Source organism: Pseudoalteromonas sp. Isolate6 (genome assembly GCF_022398435.1).
Classification (GTDB): domain Bacteria; phylum Pseudomonadota; class Gammaproteobacteria; order Enterobacterales; family Alteromonadaceae; genus Pseudoalteromonas; species Pseudoalteromonas galatheae.
In genome coordinates this window covers 1-17,820 of the sequence record NZ_JAKEVK010000085.1, presented here as the reverse complement: position 1 = coordinate 17,820, position 17,820 = coordinate 1, and the positions used below count along the sequence as shown (strand labels likewise).

17 protein-coding genes are annotated in these 17,820 nt (G+C 43.5%); 11 read left to right on the top strand and 6 right to left on the bottom strand.

The window, feature by feature from the left end; all coding sequences use genetic code 11:
- The first annotated feature begins 356 nt into the window (after positions 1-356).
- Complete coding sequence (locus L1D50_RS12925) at positions 357-1,298, top strand: SUMF1/EgtB/PvdO family nonheme iron enzyme (RefSeq protein WP_239966176.1); 942 nt, start codon at positions 357-359, stop codon at positions 1,296-1,298.
- A 19-nt stretch (positions 1,299-1,317) separates the two neighbouring features.
- On the opposite strand, the gene L1D50_RS12920 is transcribed toward L1D50_RS12925, so the two are convergent.
- Positions 1,318-4,221 (bottom strand): hypothetical protein, encoded by a 2,904-nt coding sequence (locus tag L1D50_RS12920; protein ID WP_138522907.1) that lies wholly within the window; start codon positions 4,219-4,221, stop codon positions 1,318-1,320.
- Positions 4,222-4,591: 370 nt separating this feature from the next.
- On the opposite strand from L1D50_RS12920, the gene L1D50_RS12915 reads away from it, so the two are divergent.
- Positions 4,592-5,422: a polyphosphate kinase gene (locus tag L1D50_RS12915; RefSeq protein WP_138522905.1), complete on the top strand. Its 831-nt coding sequence runs from the start codon at positions 4,592-4,594 to the stop codon at positions 5,420-5,422.
- 3 nt (positions 5,423-5,425) lie between these two features.
- Positions 5,426-6,733, top strand: coding sequence for a DUF2252 family protein (locus L1D50_RS12910; protein ID WP_239966175.1), 1,308 nt, complete (start codon positions 5,426-5,428; stop codon positions 6,731-6,733).
- Between the two features lie 2 nt (positions 6,734-6,735).
- Here the strand turns inward: L1D50_RS12910 and L1D50_RS12905 are convergent, their stop codons facing one another.
- Complete coding sequence (locus tag L1D50_RS12905; protein WP_239966174.1) at positions 6,736-7,689, bottom strand: ribonuclease Z; 954 nt, start codon at positions 7,687-7,689, stop codon at positions 6,736-6,738.
- Between the two features lie 103 nt (positions 7,690-7,792).
- On the opposite strand from L1D50_RS12905, the gene L1D50_RS12900 reads away from it, so the two are divergent.
- The 6 genes from L1D50_RS12900 (at position 7,793) to L1D50_RS12875 (ending at position 13,002) form a co-directional block, all read left to right on the top strand.
- Positions 7,793-8,332 (top strand): isochorismatase family protein, encoded by a 540-nt coding sequence (locus L1D50_RS12900; protein WP_223193527.1) that lies wholly within the window; start codon positions 7,793-7,795, stop codon positions 8,330-8,332.
- Positions 8,333-8,376: 44 nt separating this feature from the next.
- Positions 8,377-8,640 carry a DUF3081 family protein gene (locus L1D50_RS12895; protein ID WP_010373027.1) on the top strand — a complete coding sequence of 88 codons (264 nt, stop codon included), beginning with the start codon at positions 8,377-8,379 and terminating at the stop codon, positions 8,638-8,640.
- The gene (locus L1D50_RS12890; RefSeq protein WP_239966173.1) at positions 8,633-8,962 is read left to right on the top strand and encodes a hypothetical protein; all 330 of its coding nucleotides are present in this window, start codon (positions 8,633-8,635) and stop codon (positions 8,960-8,962) included. Before L1D50_RS12895 ends, L1D50_RS12890 begins: the two co-directional genes overlap by 8 nt.
- The gene (locus L1D50_RS12885; protein WP_239966172.1) at positions 8,955-10,433 is read left to right on the top strand and encodes a deoxyribodipyrimidine photo-lyase; all 1,479 of its coding nucleotides are present in this window, start codon (positions 8,955-8,957) and stop codon (positions 10,431-10,433) included. Before L1D50_RS12890 ends, L1D50_RS12885 begins: the two co-directional genes overlap by 8 nt.
- A 124-nt stretch (positions 10,434-10,557) precedes the next feature.
- Positions 10,558-12,162 carry an AbgT family transporter gene (locus tag L1D50_RS12880; protein WP_171040286.1) on the top strand — a complete coding sequence of 535 codons (1,605 nt, stop codon included), beginning with the start codon at positions 10,558-10,560 and terminating at the stop codon, positions 12,160-12,162.
- A 222-nt stretch (positions 12,163-12,384) separates the two neighbouring features.
- Entirely contained in the window at positions 12,385-13,002 is a 618-nt protein-coding gene (locus L1D50_RS12875; RefSeq protein ID WP_128726608.1) for a glutathione S-transferase family protein, read from the top strand.
- On the opposite strand, the gene L1D50_RS12870 is transcribed toward L1D50_RS12875, so the two are convergent.
- The 3 genes from L1D50_RS12870 to L1D50_RS12860 form a co-directional block, all read right to left on the bottom strand.
- Positions 12,999-13,448 carry a DMT family transporter gene (locus tag L1D50_RS12870; protein ID WP_239966171.1) on the bottom strand — a complete coding sequence of 150 codons (450 nt, stop codon included), beginning with the start codon at positions 13,446-13,448 and terminating at the stop codon, positions 12,999-13,001. The two genes, L1D50_RS12875 and L1D50_RS12870, sit on opposite strands and share 4 nt — an antisense overlap.
- Complete coding sequence (locus L1D50_RS12865) at positions 13,445-14,086, bottom strand: nitroreductase family protein (protein ID WP_138522893.1); 642 nt, start codon at positions 14,084-14,086, stop codon at positions 13,445-13,447. The genes L1D50_RS12870 and L1D50_RS12865 overlap by 4 nt, the downstream gene beginning before the upstream one ends.
- Positions 14,087-14,147: 61 nt before the next feature.
- Positions 14,148-14,747 (bottom strand): Crp/Fnr family transcriptional regulator, encoded by a 600-nt coding sequence (locus L1D50_RS12860; RefSeq protein WP_138522891.1) that lies wholly within the window; start codon positions 14,745-14,747, stop codon positions 14,148-14,150.
- 53 nt (positions 14,748-14,800) lie between these two features.
- Here L1D50_RS12860 and zapE point away from each other — a divergent pair, with 53 nt between their 5' ends.
- Together zapE and L1D50_RS12850 are read left to right on the top strand one after the other, a co-directional pair.
- Positions 14,801-15,883: a cell division protein ZapE gene (zapE, locus tag L1D50_RS12855; RefSeq protein WP_239966170.1), complete on the top strand. Its 1,083-nt coding sequence runs from the start codon at positions 14,801-14,803 to the stop codon at positions 15,881-15,883.
- Positions 15,884-16,095: 212 nt separating this feature from the next.
- Positions 16,096-16,527, top strand: coding sequence for a nuclear transport factor 2 family protein (locus tag L1D50_RS12850; protein ID WP_138522887.1), 432 nt, complete (start codon positions 16,096-16,098; stop codon positions 16,525-16,527).
- Positions 16,528-16,595: 68 nt separating this feature from the next.
- Here the strand turns inward: L1D50_RS12850 and L1D50_RS12845 are convergent, their stop codons facing one another.
- On the bottom strand, positions 16,596-17,792 hold the full coding sequence (locus L1D50_RS12845) for an alpha/beta hydrolase-fold protein (protein WP_128726614.1): 1,197 nt from the start codon (positions 17,790-17,792) through the stop codon (positions 16,596-16,598).
- Positions 17,793-17,820: the final 28 nt, after the last annotated feature.

The following is a 17,820-nucleotide window of genomic DNA, read 5'->3' as shown; positions in this document are numbered from 1 at the left end:
CTATTATTTCATCATCATGACGTTGACTAAAAAATATAGTTAATTTTATAAGTATACAGGTTCACACTAAGCTAAACGCTATTTAATATCGCTGATTGAACAGTAGATAGCAAATTCAATATCCAAACACAGAACTATATAAGATGCTTATTGCACTAATACTGGCTAGTGATTTTTCTGCCTATCAATTTCAGCTCAATTACAGAGCTAACTAATTGTTATCATATTTATCACTGTAAAAGTCAGCGTTTATTCAAACTACTTACTTTATGGTGTGACAATTTTGATTTCGCTGGTGTGCTTGGTATGCTTGAGCTGCACTAAGGATAAATAAGTTACATACGGAAAGTCACCATATGGAAAATAAACAGATACATTCACTCTCCCACTTTGCCAACGTTAACCGCCGCAATATTCTTGCCAATAAATACACAACCATTCCCAGCCTCGCATTACTGTGTGTGGTAATGACTGGGTGTGACGACCTTGGCCAACAAATAGACGCGTTTACCGGCGAGCAAGACAAACAAGTGCAAGCACTGATTGAGCGCACTAAAGCCCAAATGGTGTTTGTTGAAGGCGGCAGCTTTATGATGGGTGATGGCGGTGGTCCAAATAACTTGCCTTGGACCATAGCCCGCGACAATAAACCCGCTCATGAGGTGACTCTTACCAGCTATTCGATGGGCGCTTATGAGGTAAGCTATGGCGATTTTGATTTATATACCGCAGTAAATGACCTGCCAAAAACCGTGTGGGAAGAATGGGATAGAGATGAGATTTGGCGCGCCCCTGAATTCCCTGCTGGAGTAAGTTGGTATGGCGCAAAAAACTATTGTTTATGGCTCGCTGAGTTAACCCAGCTGCCCTTTGATTTACCCACAGAGGCGCAATGGGAATTTGCAGCACGAAACCGTGGCGAAAATATTTTGTTTGCCACCAATACCGGTATGCTTGAACTCGGTGTAAATTACTCTCTCGCCGAAGAGCCAGAACCGCATATTAGTGGCACCTATCCGCCTAACCCATTAGGGTTTTATGACTTAAGTGGCAATATGATCGAATGGGTCAATGACTGGTGGGCAGAAGATTACTATCAACTCTCACCAGAGCAGGATCCTAAAGGGCCAAAAGAAGGCACAAAAAAGGTCATGCGAGGCGGAACTTTTATGGAATCGCCACGTGGCAGTAATGTTTATACACGGCAAGAGTCAAATGAATTAGACACTAGCTACAGGGATATCGGGTTTAGATGCGCACTAAATCAGTCGACTAAATTAAGTGTGCAACCAAGCTAGCTTGGTTGCACGTATACAATTAAGCCATTGCGATAAAGGGAGTTGTATTAAGCATAGCTACTGCAACCGAACCGGAGCGTGCTCGGCTTGGTAGTTTGCGTCGCCATGCATCAAACTCACTCTGCTGAGCACCTTCTAAAATACTATTAAGCTGAGACAAGCCCTCCTCTCGGCTACATTTTTCACCGCCCTCTCCCATATGCTGCAATACTTCGTCTAACTCCTCTGTGCAAAGAATATGCTTTAGTACAATAATAATCGCATTCTCGCGCTGCTCATTTAAGCCCTGCCAGCTGTAGGTATCTGAGTCGATAAGGCTAGCGAGGTTAGGGTTCGCTAATAAGTTTAGAAAAGCTCCCTTGGACTCAGGTACCGTAAATTTTAACATTTCGGGCTCTTGTAGAATATTATCCATCATACCTTTCGCGCGTTCATGGGTTAAAACAGTTCCCCGCCACCATGTATCTACTTGACGGGCGCTAGAGCCCACATATTTAATTATCTCATTACCTGTTGCTATATGCATGGCTACTGCTTTATAAAGCACGTTAAATGCCAATGGCTGTATAAACTCAAGGTAATCATAATCATTATTTTTAAGCTGGTGATAAACAAATTGGGCAAGCGTGACGATTTCATCTACACCTATCTCACAGACTAATTCTCCGCCAGCACCTACGCCCCAGATAAGTCCCAATTTCGCGCGAAGTATAAACCTTCCGTCTTCATAACCAATAGAACATCCGGCATGTGCACCAGCGCCAAATGCGCCTTCTGCCTTTCCACCTAGTTTAGCTAGATCACAAAAACTAGATTTACCAGATTTTTCTGGGTTATCCCACTGCAAAGCACCAGTTAACTCACAGCCTGCGGATACCCCAGCAAATGCGCTGAGCTCGCCTTTTACAGGTTCAAACTTGCGATCGGCGCGGCTAAGTGCTTTTACTTGTTCAGGGGTTAATCCCTCAAGCATCATTTTACCTTGCTTTACTGTACAGCCTACATTCGCCGCCGCTTGTAATTTCGCGCCAGCATAGCCAAAAAAGGCAATGGTCGCATTTAATCGGAGCGCGCCTAAGTTTATCTCACGCTCTTTGGTCGAATTTTTAAGTGGCATCATAAACTTAAATTCATACCCTTTTTTATTAGGGTAGTAACCACTCATTGCAGCTTTTGCTTCACCAACAGCAAAATCAACTTTGGCATCAGCTTGAAATGAAAAGACACCATCCTTTGGGCTAAAGTTTGCCGCAATGCCTGCACCATGGGTGTAGCGCATTAATCGCGCCTCTGCACTGGCGTCAAAATAGTCGCTTTTTTCAAACCCTTTTATATTTAGATCTTTATTAAGCTCTCTAGCCCATTCGCCCCATATGGTTGTATACGTGTCGACGAGCTTCTTATCATACTTAAAATTGACCTTTAGCTTGCTCAAATCATTTTTAAGCGCTTTGTTCAGTTTCTTACGGTCTAAGTTGCCATTCGCATCGCTAAAACGACGACCGTTTCGAATGTCCGTATCAATTTTGTAGCGTCTAAAGTGGTTGGCCATTTTATCACTACGCACATAGGTATACTTTCGGCCTTTAAAGCCAATGACTTCGGTAATTTTATTAACGGTAGGGCCTGAAACAAGTGGTTTTAAAGTCTCGTTTAACGCCTTTTTTGCGTCAATTACTTTATCATCTTGTTGCGAGAGGTCTTGTTGTCCAGCCAGCGCTTGCTTAAGCTGCTCCATGGGAGGGTTAAGTACTTCCATTTCTTGCTCTAAAATATCCGCAAGTGACTGCGTGACCGCTATAAAGCTGTTATCTTCTGGAATATATAAAAAGTCAATAATTTCCAGTTGATCTTCAGATTCTTCAACTGAAAAACTCACGGAGTGCGTTGCACCTTCGGCTTCAGCAGTTAATGTATATTCCCCCGCCACAAGCGGTAGTGCCAACTCCCAATCGTAGCCTCTGTCTGGTAGATATTTGCCATTCACTTGCTCCAATATGGCTGATTTCGAGCCCGATGTAGGCCCTTTCCAGATTAGGTTAACGCTGTTGCTGTTATAGAATTGCCCTTTAACTAGTACGTCAAAGCCGGTATTCACCCTGACTTTATCACCCGCTTTGGGAGGATTTTTTATAGTAAACTGAGGATGGTTGAAGCCATATATACGGCTTTCATTTGGTGTGCCAGTATACTGCTCGACAACACTCGCGGCAGTTTCTCCCGGTCCTAATACATGATTTGCAAAACGTCTTTTAGTGGCTTGGTTTTGTTCTAGTTTTACGATCTGCTTTGGATTAGGTTGACCAATAATGACAGATGGCGCAATGGTATCTATGGGCTGTGCTGTACTTTCTAGCTTAGTGGGTGTTTTTTGAATCCCAGCGTTACTCTTACCCATTGACGGGCGCGTTGTACCTGCTCCTTGGCTACTATTGAAGCCCACACCATCATTTTTTGAGTAATCGCTTGTAGCAGCATATTTAGCTGCAGCACCTAAATGTGCACCGTTTTGGTTTAACTCTCCCGCCCCACCCGAGAAGCCTCTACTGCCACCAGAACCGAACTGACCTTCCACTTTAGCCTCAAGCGCTGACTTTTTAATAAACGCAAAGATCTCCTTTATATTGCCTTGAGAAACCGTTTTGAGACGTTGTACTTGGTTATTTGAAATAACAAGTAGTTGTCTATCGTCATGATGATGAAGTCCACCATGCCAGTAACGAGCTTCTTTTGGGTCAATACGAATATAGTCAGTGTGATGGGGGTTAAGTGCTTTAAGAATGATGTTGGGCACTTTAGCCATCGGCAATCTGGTTGGTTGTACCGAATTTTTTACGTCTGAATCTGACTGAAAAAGTGAATCATCGAATGTACCTTGCTGTGCGTCTTGCACAAGTGCAGGCCACTTGTCAAAAGGCTTCATGCCAATCCTTCCTTGTTTATTCCGGTTGTTCCTCATCAATGCAATTTGCTACTCATCAATGAGCGCGAGATTTATTCGGAGTAGATTTTATACTGATGGAATCAGTTATTCAATCAAGGAAAAATTTTGCTATTTAACTGTTCTAAATGATGAGAAGTTTTTAACGCCGTTAGCGCCTGATTAGCTCCCTCAAATTAAGGAAGTGTAAGACAAAATGGTATGACATATCATTGTCAAAAAGTCCCTGTAGAGTTTACTCTAGGTTACTCTAACACGCTCAAAAGTTAGTTGGTGCGATAATATTTTCGCTTTGAAAAGCACTTTGATAGCAACAGGGCCAACTTAACCAAAGGCGATTAAAGGAGTTAGCATGACCAGTTATGTATCAGAAATAAAAACACTAAATCGCGGACTAAGTGTTAAGCCTCCCATGACACACCCCGCTATTGATTCAAAAAAACACTACAAAAGCGAGTTAAAGTACTGGCAAACTCAACTATTACACGTGCAACAAGCCTATTTTCATCAAGGGAAACGCGCTATTTTAGTATTTGAAGGGTGGGATGCGGCTGGTAAAGGAGGTGCTATTCGCCGCATGACTGAAAAACTCGATCCGCGCGGCGTTAAGGTCTACCCAATCGCAAAACCTACGCCTGAGGAACAAGGCCGGCATTACCTTTATCGGTTTCAAACAAAGCTACCTCCTCGGGGTACTATGACTATTTTTGACCGTTCATATTACGGCCGAGTGTTGGTAGAACGGGTTGAAGCGTTTGCTAGTGAGCAAGAGTGGCGTCGTGCCTATCAAGAAATCAACGAATTTGAGCGTCTGCTAACAGATGATAACGTCCGCATTGTTAAGCTATTTTTACACATTAGCGAAGATGAACAGCTCAAGCGCTTTACAGAGCGTTTAAATAATCCGTATAAGCGCTGGAAACTAACGGAAGAAGATATTCGCAACCGCCAAAAGCGGCAAGATTATGAGCAAGCAATTGATGATATGTTTGCTAAAACCGATACAAATTTAGCGGATTGGCATTTGATCCTCGCGGAGCATAAATGGTATGCCCGCGTACAAGTGATGAAAACCATTGTCGAAGCGTTAAGCAAGGGGGTTGATATTAGTCCCCCACCTATCGATAAAGCCGTTGTAAAACTGGCAAAATCTCAATTGGGTATTGTTCAAAGGGAGGACTAATCCATGAATCGTCACGACTATCTTGCATCGTACTTTAATGAGCGTGAAGGTATCCACGCAAACAGTGAGTGCAGTAAATTCGAAAAAATGAGACTCAGTCCATTTCGGTTCTTTCGTGGCAGTGCCGCGCTTATGTATAAGGACTTACTGGAGCAACAACTACAGTTGCCTGAAGCGGCCACCAGCCTGCCACTCACCTACATAATGGGCGATTGTCATACGGGCAATTTTGGCTTTCATAGTGAAGAAGGCAGCCATGGCGATACCTTAATCTTTGAACCTAATGACTTCGATGATGCCTGCGTCGGACACGCAGTGTGGGACCTGTTTCGCTTTTTAGTGAGTTTACCGCTTACCCAACTAGAAGGCGGGCGTATTCAAGAGCAAGCTCAGGATATTAAAGACCGAAGTAAACCTTTGGTCAGTAAAGAGCTAGTTGCCCAAGCACAATTGGACTTTTTACACAGCTACCTAAAAGCCTGTCAGTTGTCACTGGAGCATAAGGTCGATAGCAACACAGGCTTAACCGAATTTGATAATAATCATATACTGCATAAACGATGGCAAAAAGGGTTGCAAAGAATGGCGGGTGGCGCCGCGTTTACGATAAAAAGCACACTTGCTAAGGAAATCGACCTCAGTATTAAGCCGCTACGTTTTCGCGAAGACAAGCTGAAGTTTAAGCAACTTGATCCCGATTTAAAAGAAAACCTTATTCATCACTTTGCGCCCTACGTTGATGACGAAATTTTAGATTGTGTTGAGCGTATCGACCAAGGCACAGGCTCATTGCATCTGAGCAGATATTACTTGTTGGTTGGCCCAAACGTGCAAAAACCCACTAAAGATATTCTGCCGCTATGCCACATTGTTGAGGTAAAACAACAGCAGCTCGCTTCGCCTCTTGCTTATTTTGCAAATTTAAGCCCTGTGAATCGTTTAGATCCCGCACACTTAACCGTCAATAGTCAAAGAAAAATGCAGCGCCGTACCGATCTCATTTTAGATAATGCACTGTGGCAAGGCAGTCACTGGCTGGTACGCTCGCGCCATCATGCTCGTGTTGGTATAGACCCAGAAGACATCACCATTGGTAAGCGTGCAGCAACTAAATCCGGCTTTAGCCAATATGCAGAAGCTTGCGGTGAAGCACTTGCTCTTTCACATATGCGAGCAGATAGACGATCGTTACAATTTCAGGAGGATGCCGTCGCCATTTTACCTAGTCTCATTGATGACCTAGTCAAATCGGCCAGTCATTACAGCGAGCAAGTCGTAGCCGACTGGCGTTGGTTCTGCGAGCAATCCTAGAGCTAAGCGATTGCGCACTCAACTTGCTTTTGCTTTGGAATGTCTACAATTAGGCCATCCTCTGCAATGATGAGTGCATTGCTAAAGTGCAACTTGGCCTCTTCAATAAGAGGCTGCATCATGCCCTCGCCATGATAGCGCACGCTAAAGTGAGTGAGCGCGAGCATGGGTACTTGATGTAGTTGTGCAAATTGAGCGATGCGCATGGCATCGCTATGTCCTGTATGAAATCCCACTTTATGAAGATCAGCAGCGGTAAAGGTAGCTTCATGAACAAGCAAATCGACCCCTTTTATCATCTGCGATAGCAAGCCGGGCTTTTCGTTATCACCACAAATTATTACAACTCGAGGTTGCCAACTATAAAAACTGTAGTCATCCGAGGTTAAAAGTCGGCCTTGGTATTCCACGTCTTGGCCCTTTTGCAACAAGTTGTAGTGGCTGCCAGACGCAATACCATCTTGCTGAAGTTTGTCTATTTTTAACTTGCGAGGAATGCACTTTTCCGTGAGCTTATAGCCAACACTGGGCACTCTGTGTTGTAGCGCTATGGTTTCGATATCGCAACATTCAAGCGGTAGCTTATCGTTTATTTCTTCAATGGCGATGGTGATTAGGTCAAAACTTAGACTCACCTCTGTCAGTGTAAAACAGCTTTGCACAAACTGAATAACGGCCCTCGGCGCAATTAATTTTAGCGGCGCTTTGCGAGAGTTTAATGCCATGGATGAAATGAGTCCGGGTAATCCATAGCAATGATCCCCATGAAGGTGGGTAATACAAATCGCTTCGAGATGATATAGGGTTAACTCACTGTGCAATAGCGCATGCTGGGTCGCTTCGGCGCAGTCAATTAGTACCCAGGCTTTGGTATTTTCAAAACTTACTGCCGCTGCCGACATATTACGTTGCTTAGATGGGCTACCTGAAGAAGTGCCAAGAAAATGTACTTTCACGCCAAAACCGTTTACTTTTTAAGTGGGTATACCATTGTAACGAATAAATAACGTAATAGCGAAGCGCGCGTGCTCGCCTTGCAACGTAATCTCTAAGGAGAAGATGATGAATTTGATACCTTCGGACAGCATGATCTTGGTGATCGATATTCAAGAAAAATTTCGTCCTCATATTGAGGTATTTGGCGATATCGAGCGCCAAGTAACCACCCTACTACAAGCTGCAGAACATTTGTCTGTTCCTGCACTGATTTTTGAGCAATATCCCAAAGGGCTTGGCCATACAGCACCGAGTTTACTTGAATTTAATCTCCCGGTTATCGAAAAAACTGCGTTCAGTGCTTACCATGTTGAATCTTGCAAGCAAGCTATTCAAGAATATAAACGCGACACCATCGTCGTAGTTGGCCTCGAAAGTCATATCTGTGTACAACAAACCGTCAATGACCTGCTTGCGGACAATTTCAACGTTGTGATAGTTGCCGATGGTATTTGCTCACGTAATCCAAAACACACAGATTGGGCGCTAATGCAGATGCAGGCAGATGGCGCACGCTTTTTGGCTTTAGAGTCTATTTTATTTCAGTGGCTAAAATCAGCCAAAAATGAGCAATTTAAGGCAATTTCAGCGTTAGTTAAGTGATCGGCTATCACAGTGAAAGCGTATTCTAAGTATCGAGGTGAACAATGAAAAATGAATTAGATAGCAAGTTCTTGTTAACGGTGTTCGAGCATATTCAAAAGCACGGTGAAGTAACCGAAGAAGGTAAACGCTATGAGGGCATAGTGGCCTATTCAGATCCAGATGGTTACACCATATACCTGCAAGGCAGTGGCGTGTTACTGCGCTCTGGGTTTCATAATACTTATCACTTGGATTATGAACAAGATAAGCACAAAGACGATTTTATTAAGAAGCTAGATTACATTTTTAAAGAGGCGAATGAGTAGCTTATATCCAAATACCAACCGAGGACGTCGCGTTAGACGTCCCCACCCTGAAAGCAAACAAACCCGCGCGTACGTAATTAAGGTAGTCGAAGCGCTCAGGGAAAATCCAAATAAACTCAATATAATCAAACAGAACTGCGATGAATTTCGCCAGCAACGCTTTTTAAAACGTGGCTTTTTGCTCGCCATCGAACGCTTTGATTGGGTGTTTGCAGTGGACGATGACGTAGAGCGAATATGCCAGCAGATCCTCGCCGACGACTACATCGGTAAACGCCTACGCCGTTACCCTTTATTGTTTAAGGGGGTGTTAGATGATTAATCTCGTTTGGCTCAAACGTGACTTAAGAGTGTTCGACCATAAACCACTTTACGAAGCGTGTAATAATGGCAGACCAACCCTGATATTGTATGTTGTTGAGCCCGAATATTGGCAACTCCCCGATACCAGCGAAAGACAATTTCAATTTGTAAAAGAGTCGCTGCTAAGCCTTGCTGACCAGCTGCAGCTTTTAGGTGGCACGCTGACGATTCGACAGGGGGATATCATTGAAATACTAGAAAAGATCCATCAGCACATCGCGATCGCAACCCTTTATTGCCATCAAGAAACCGGGAATACATGGACATTTGAGCGCGATTTGCGTGTTATTGCCTGGTGCAAAGAAAGACACGTATCGTATGAAGAATATCGCCAACAAGCCGTGTTCAGGGGAAAAGTGAATCGTGATAAATGGCAACAGCAAGCCGAAGACTGGCTGCAAAGTGACTGTATACCAACCCCTTCAAGAATTACTCCTCTGCTGCAACAGCATAGTGGTATTGCACTTTTAAATGATTACTCTGGGAATGACAGCAACTCGGCGCCAAAGCCACAATTAGGTGGACTCAAAGCCGCACAGCAAACCTTGAATAGCTTTTTTAATCATAGGATAGACAACTATTTATTTGATATCTCAAGCCCGGTAAAAGCTGTAAACAGTAGCTCCAGACTCAGTCCGTATTTGGCCTATGGCGTGCTAAGCCTCAGGGATGTTTTACAACAAACCCTTGCTTTAAATGTTGACTCAAAACGCAATAAGAGCGGTTTTTTATCACGGCTATACTGGCATAGCCATTTTGTGCAAAAGCTCGAATCAGAGCCGCTTTATGCAGAACGTGCTGTGCATGCGTCCTTAACTGATATGCGTGCGAGTGAATTTAGTCACCAACGTTATGAACTTTGGGCTCACGGTAACACGGGAGTCCCCTTTATAGATGCCTGTATGCGCATGCTGATCACAACAGGCTGGATAAACTTTCGCATGCGCGCCATGTTGATGGCGTTTTCAAGCTATCACCTATGGCTTGATTGGCAAAGGCCTGCCGCAAGACTTGCCACTCTTTTTGTCGATTATGAGCCTGGGATCCACTATCCTCAGGTGCAAATGCAGTCAGGCACGACTGGGATAAATCCGTTTCGTATCTATAACCCCATAACTCAGGGACAAAAATATGATCCTGAAGGCCAATTCATTCGCCGCTACATTCCTGAGCTTGATCATGTTCCTACGCATTACTTGCATACACCTTGGCTTTATACTGGTTTAAAAGAAGACCAATACCAGCGCCCTGCCATATTACCCGGTGACGCAGCAAAAATTGCCCGTGAAAAAATCTCTACGTTTTATAAACAGCACCTAGATAAAGACGAAACAGGCAGAGTGCGTCACACTCACGCTTCAAGACGTCGTTCAAGTCGTGGGCGCAAAAAGCAAGCGAGTTCTAATAAAAATCAGCTTAAGCTATTCTAATTGATTTGTTTTTGCACAACGCCCCGCCTTTCAACCCAGAAAGAGGACAAATAGCCGCTTAAGCATGACCTCATGTAAAAAAAATGCTAAGGTTGCGCCATTTTTTGGAACTGAGAATTTAGCTATGTCAAATGCTGTAAAGACGCAAGCTGATAGTCAAGACCAACAGGGGCAAAAAGGGGGATTATTTAATCGCTTCTTGGCAACTGTTGAGTTCTTAGGGAATATGCTTCCCCACCCTATTACTTTGTTTGCAATGTTTTGTATCGCCATCGTGGTATTCAGTGGTATTGCCGATTGGATGGGGTTATCTGCCATCGATCCTCGCCCAGAAGGCTCCGCAGGTCGCGACCCCGACGGTGTCATTGAAGTCGTAAGCTTGATGAGTGCTGAGGGTCTGCAACGCATTGTGACTGGTCTTGTGACTAACTTTACTGGCTTTGCACCACTTGGCACTGTACTTGTTGCATTACTTGGGGTGAGTGTTGCAGAGCACTCAGGCATGTTGTCAGCAGCAATGCGTGGTATGGTAATGGGTGCATCAAAACGTTTGGTTACGTTCATGGTTGTGTTTGCTGCTATCTTGTCTAACACCGCATCAGAACTTGGCTATGTTGTGTTGATTCCACTTGCCGCAATGATTTTCCATAGCCTTGGTAGACATCCACTTGCCGGTTTAGCTGCCGCATTTGCTGGCGTATCTGGTGGCTACAGCGCAAACCTATTGCTTGGCACAATCGATCCACTACTAGCGGGTATTACGACTCCTGCGGCGCAGATGATTGACCCTAATTATCAGGTGGGTCCTGAAGCGAACTGGTACTTCATGATGATTTCAGTATTCCTAATTGCTATCGTGGGAACCTTAGTCACCGAGAAAATCGTAGAGCCGCGCTTAGGAAAATATGATCCGAAAGAAGCAAGTGTTGATTTAAGCGAAAACAATATTGAGAAGCTTTCAGTAAAAGAAAAATCAGGTCTCAAATGGGCGGGTGTATCACTCCTGTTGGTCAGCATTCTGCTTGCGTTAACCATAGTACCGGAAGATGGTATTTTACGTCATCCGGTAACAGGCGAAGTGGCAGGTTCACCATTTTTAAAAGGGATTGTGGTATTTATCTTTGTTACTTTTGCTATCCCAGGTTTTGTGTACGGCCGCGTAGTTGGCACCATGAAAAATGACCGTGATATCATTGACGCTATGAGCAAAAGCATGAGCTCTATGGGCATGTATATCGTATTGGTATTTTTTGCTGCTCAGTTTGTTGCATTTTTTAAATGGACAAATCTAGGTACTATCCTAGCAATTAATGGCGCTGCATTGTTACAGGCACTCAACCTGACTGGTCCTGAAGTATTTGTACTATTTATTCTTATGTGTGCTCTAGTAAACCTAAGCCTTGGTTCATCATCCGCTCAATGGGCAGTCACTGCACCGATATTTGTTCCAATGCTGATGCTTATCGGCTATGCGCCAGAAACTATTCAAGCAGCGTACCGAATTGGCGATTCAGTCACTAACCTCATCACTCCCATGATGAGTTACTTTGGCTTGATATTGGCGGTTGCGACAAAATACAAAAAAGACATGGGTATAGGTACCCTAGTGGCAACTATGTTGCCGTACAGCATGTTCTTCTTTATCGGCTGGGTAGCGCTATTCTACGTGTGGGTATTTGGCTTTGGCCTGCCTGTGGGGCCAAACTCTCCTATCTACTATACACCGTAGGTAACAGTTTAAAATTATCTAAATGCCAGCATTTGCTGGCATTTTTATTTGTGAAAACCCCAACCCTCACCTAAAGTTGAATAGGAGACAACGAAGAAGGAGCCGATTTTGGATACCAATAACATTGATATTATTGCATTGGTATTGAGCTAACTTCACGTGATCACTGTTATTTTATGCCCTTTTCCTGAGTGATACACGTGACCTAACATTAGGTGAATTATGTATACACTCTTTTACTATCCACAAAGTGCGAGCCTTGCACCTCATATTTTATTAGAACTCATAGGCGAGCCGTATCAACTTGAACTAGTTGATATCAAAAAAAATGCCAACCGTAGTGCGCAATATTTAAAACTCAGTCCTGCTGGGCAGGTGCCAGCGCTCGTTGATGACGATTTTACCTTATTTGAAAGCGCTGCCATTTCTCAGTACCTTGCAGAGAAACACATCGACAAGCAGCTTATTCCAACTGAGCTAAAACTGAAATCACAGTGCCTGCAATGGATGCATTTTATGAGCGCTTCTATTCACAGCGACTTATTGATGTACACCTACCCAGAACGACATACCCAAAGTGCCTTGATGTATGACGATCTTATTCGCTCACAGCAAGGTCGATTAGAACAAGGTTTTGGCATCGTAGATGCTCTACTCCAAGACAATCATTACCTGTTTGCAAATCAATTTACGCTATGCGACAGCTATTTATTTATGCTTTGTGAGCGTGCAAAGACATTTTTAGAAAGAACTCCTTCACTTAAAAATTTACGTCGTTATTATCGCCAAATTTCGGCAACACCAGCTATCAACAAAGCCTTAGAAATGGCTGAGTTTTAGCCTGAACGATTAACGTTAATAAGCACAATACCGGTCAGCACAGCAATCACGCCCAAGACCTTTTGTAGGTTAATAGGCGTATAAGGTACACCGAAAAGTCCAAGCTGACCGATCACCATAGCAACCACCATTTGACCACATAAGTAATAAGCCATCAGGTTGCCAATACCCATTTTGGGGATCAAAAAATAGCATAGCCCTACCCCCGTGGCACTTAGCACCCCACCAAAACACCACAAATACCAAGGTACGGCTTTCAGCTCTGACGGGGCTGGCAGCACATTATCAGATATCCTAAAGGCAATAAAAGCGTAGAATGCGCTGACGGTAAATGCTACGCCAGCAGCTAATATCGGACTTTTTAACAAGCCGCCAAGTTGTGCATTCATACTCGCTTGCACCGCAATTGCGCCACCTGCGAAAATAGCAAGTAACCCAAAGATCATAACATCATCTCTTCGGTCAGTTGTTCTTGGGTCTTTCTAACCTTTGGTGCAATCGCACTTTTATCTGAAGCACAGCGGATCCCAAGCGGCACAACCAAAACCGTACTTAGCTGCTTTTCAGCAAGGCCCAGTTTTACATCAATCGCTTTTTTCTCAATTCCTGTTATTGGACAAGCATCTATTTCCATACTTGCCGCAGCAACGAGTAAAGTACCTAACGCTAGATGGACTTGCTCTGAGCACCAACGATACTGAGCCTCTGGACCCATCCCTCCAAGCACTTCTTTCATCCCAGCAGCCATCTGAGAATAGACATTATCGCTTAAGTCTCTATTACTCTTAAAGTCGGCCATATACCTGTCTATTTGTCGCTCCAGCGGCGACATGTCTGCTGCAAACAGTAAAAGGTGGCTATTATCTACCACTTTCTGTTGTCCGTAAGAATATGGAAACAAGGCTTGTTTGGTTTTTTGATCTGTAATTTGTAATATTTTGTATGATTGCAAACCATAAGAGGACGCACTCAAACCTGTAAGCTCAATTAATTTGTCTACCTTACTTTGCTCTACTGACAACGGTGAAAATTTGCGGACGGCGTAACGCCAATTTAATAATGATTCTAATTGTGATGTATTCATAAGTTGCTCTCCATTATGTGTTGAGGCAACTTTAACAAGGTGAAGAGCTTGGCTCATTTACCTATGTAAACGAGCCAGAGTTTTTTAACGATTTTCTTATCCGACTTAACTGCGTAGGAGTGATCCCAAGGTGTGACGCTAAATGGTATTGTGGTACACGCTCAGCAAGTTCTGGCTGCTCTTTTAAAAATGAAAGATAACGCTCCGTGGCATCTAACTGCACCATATAAAGTTCTCGCTTATCCTTTTCTAACAACCAGTTCTTCTCAAGATACAATATTTGAAACCGCATTAATTCCGGATTATCCATAAGCAGTGCTCTAAACTGTTTAAAATTAATTAGCACAACCTCAGTCGGTTCTAAGGCTTGGATCCCCTGATTAGCTGGTTCAGCACGGTGTAAAGCATGCATCACACCAGGAAACTCCCCAGCTACAAAAAAGCGTTTGTTGTATTCCTGCCCAGCAGCATTGGTGTTTACTAATCTAACTAACCCTTGATGTAAAAATGCAAAAGTTGTTAGGTATTCACCCTCTTGGTATAGCCACTCATCTTTCTCGAGTAGTTTGATGCTGGTGATCGCAGCAATAGCGGACCAGGTTTCTTGAGAAAGTGGATAATAGGCGTCTACTGCTTGTTTTAATCTTGTTAGTGCATCCATGAGTTCTAGCTTTATGATATTATTCGGATTAACTATTCCTATTTGCAGTGTCTATGTCAATCTCTAGCCATTATCAAGCACAAATTGAATGTGGAAATCTTACTCCTGATGCAGCGCAGCAAGCTGCAATTTCAGCGTTAGATACCCTTTCTCATTCACTCGCTAGTGGCCATTCAACTAAAGGCATCTATTTTTATGGCCCTGTCGGGCGTGGCAAGACAATGCTGATGGATTGGTTTTATGAATTCACTAACGTCACAGATAAAACCCGCCTTCACTTTCATCACTTTATGCAGCAGGTGCATAAAGAACTCAATCAAATACAAGGCGTGAAAGACCCTTTAAAGCGGATCGCCAAAAATTGGGCAGAGCACACTTCGTTATTGTGCTTTGATGAATTTTTTGTTACCGATATCGGCGATGCCATCATCATGGCGAGATTGTTTGAAGCCCTTTTTGAAGCTGGCGTGACCTTAGTTGCAACCTCTAATTGTCACCCAACCGAGTTATATAAAGATGGATTACACCGAGACCGCTTTGAGCCGACGATAGCACTGCTTATAAGTCACTGCGATGTGATATCAGTATGTGGTGAGATAGATCACCGATTTAGCAAAGGCACAAAGGCAAACCACTACTTCGTCAGTGATAAACAAGCGTTTGGGGACTCCTTTATTAATGCCGGTGGCATATTCAAACCGGGCGTCCTGGAGATTAATCATCGTCTAATTAACGTGCTTGGCGCAAATGAAAGCATCGCGTGTTTTGATTTTATGGAGATCTGTTCAAGCCCTCGCGCTACCAATGACTATATTGAGCTTGCACAGCAATTTAGCTGTATTTTTATCTCTGAGTTACCGCTACTTGGTGTTACTCCTGAAAACAAAGATGTAGCGCAAGGAACTGAGGAAGGCTATATCCGCCCAAGTGATACAACACAAGCTAGAATTGGTGATGATGAAGCCAGACGCCTGATTGCGCTTATCGATGAGTGTTACGAAGCCAAAGTACTGGTTGTCTTTTTGGCAGATGCGCCGATTGAGCAAATTTACCAAGGAGAGCAACTGGCATTTGCATTCGCTCGCTGTATTAGTCGAGTGACAGAAATGCAAAGTTGGTCTCTTCGCGCCTGCTGAGCTTACAATCTTTGTGATTATATAAATTACAACCGAGTGCAAACCTGGTGCAATTAATAATAAAAAGGGATATTTTCATTAAGAAAACCACACTCATTGCTCTTTTTATCTCATTCCCTTCACTAACAACAGAAGCACTATGCGACAACACGTGCATTTCCCGGTCGAAACGTTGCATTCAATACAGAGTAAATAATTTAAGGAAAATCATAATGAAAGTTCGATATGCACTGCTGCCACTCACGCTGGTTTCAAGTCTTTGCTCCGCAGAAGCACTGAGCTACAAGGTTAATGCTTACTTCGAGGCGCAAAAAGCCGTTGAACACCAATATTCAAAAGAGTCTGATGTTACCCACCTACTTACGCTTTTAACGCCAGACGCCTCATTCGAGCACCCTCGATTTAATGCCGTATTATCAAAAGAAGAGTATAAGAAAGGCTTACTCAGCTATCTAGGCCAATACGGAAAATGCGATATCGAAGTCACAAACATCATTGAAGGCCTTAATGCGGTGACCGTTGAGTATTTGCATCCTTGCGTTGATCAGCAAGGCAACACGGATGAAAAAGAAAATAAGCAAAAGCTTATGACACTGTTTGAGTTTAGCGGCGGAAAAATAAAGCGCATTCGCCACTATTTTTAAGTGGTAATAAATACCCAACAAATAGACCACATCGACTACCTAAGTGGTCTATTTACGCATTTTGATTGTCACTCACCAAGTAGTTTAGTTAACCGCTCTTTGCGAGCAACAAAGACATCGTAGCCACCATCACCCTTCGATGACAATGCCAGCGCTTTGTTTACTTGCTCTAAAGATGCTTGGTATTGTTTGTCGGTTTCATAGCCATATGCTAAGCCGTTGTAGGCATCTGCATTATTTGGATAGCGTGAAACGCCAAACTTAAACAACTTAATTGCTTCTTTTACGTTACCCACGCTTACGTGGTAATAGCCAAGCTCTCTGATCACTGCTTCCTGTGGCTCAAAAACCTCGCCATATTGAGCAGACAGTTGTTGATAATACTTAGTAATAGAGCTCAATTCACCGGTATACGCACGAGCAGGCATTTGAGTTGGCAAAAACAGCTTTTGATACGCGCTAAACATACCAGCTGCAGACACAAGTCCATGAGGAACATTGTCGTAGGCCTCACTGAAAAAGCGCAAATCTTGTGGTTGATTCTCTGCTAAAAAGCGCGCCATATCGTCGTACCTTTCGCGCATCACGCCGCCTTCCTCACCAATTGTGATATATAGAAAGTTATCTAACTGCTTCGTTTTGGAAATAAACGCTTTAGTACTCTTTGCTGTCGCGCCAAAGTTCCACCATACCGCTGGACTATAAGCAATATGTGCTTGAAATAGCTCAGGCTTTGCCTGCAAAGCATAAAGCGCAAAAGTACCCGCTGCAGATGCACCGGCAATGACTTTAAAATCATGAGTGCGATAGGTCTGGTTCACATAAGGAATAAGCTCAGTCTCGATAAACTCTAAAAACTTGGGTGCTCCTCCACCAATATCCATAGGTCCTGCAGGCTCTTTATTCTTAGTTGGATAGAGATCTCTTAACCTGTCTGTATTTTCGATTGCAACAATAATAACTTCAGGTGCCGCAGAAACGTTTGCTCCGTGCAAACGCTCAAGTACTGCGGTCATCAACGGAAGGTTGCCTTTACCATCAAGGCGATAAATCACAGGGTATTCTTTATTGGGGTTGGTGTGATAGCTTTTGGGTAGTTGAATTGTAAAAGTTCTCTTTTCATCAAGCACTTTTGACATCAAGGTTTTTGTTTGTTGCTCATATCCTTGCTTTGTCTTTTCTTCGGACTCGGCCATCGCAGCTCCCGAAAAGAAAGCCGCAAAAATCACAGCAAACAAGCACCGAACTGCGTTACCTATTTTCATTATTATTATTCCATTTATTTGATTTCAC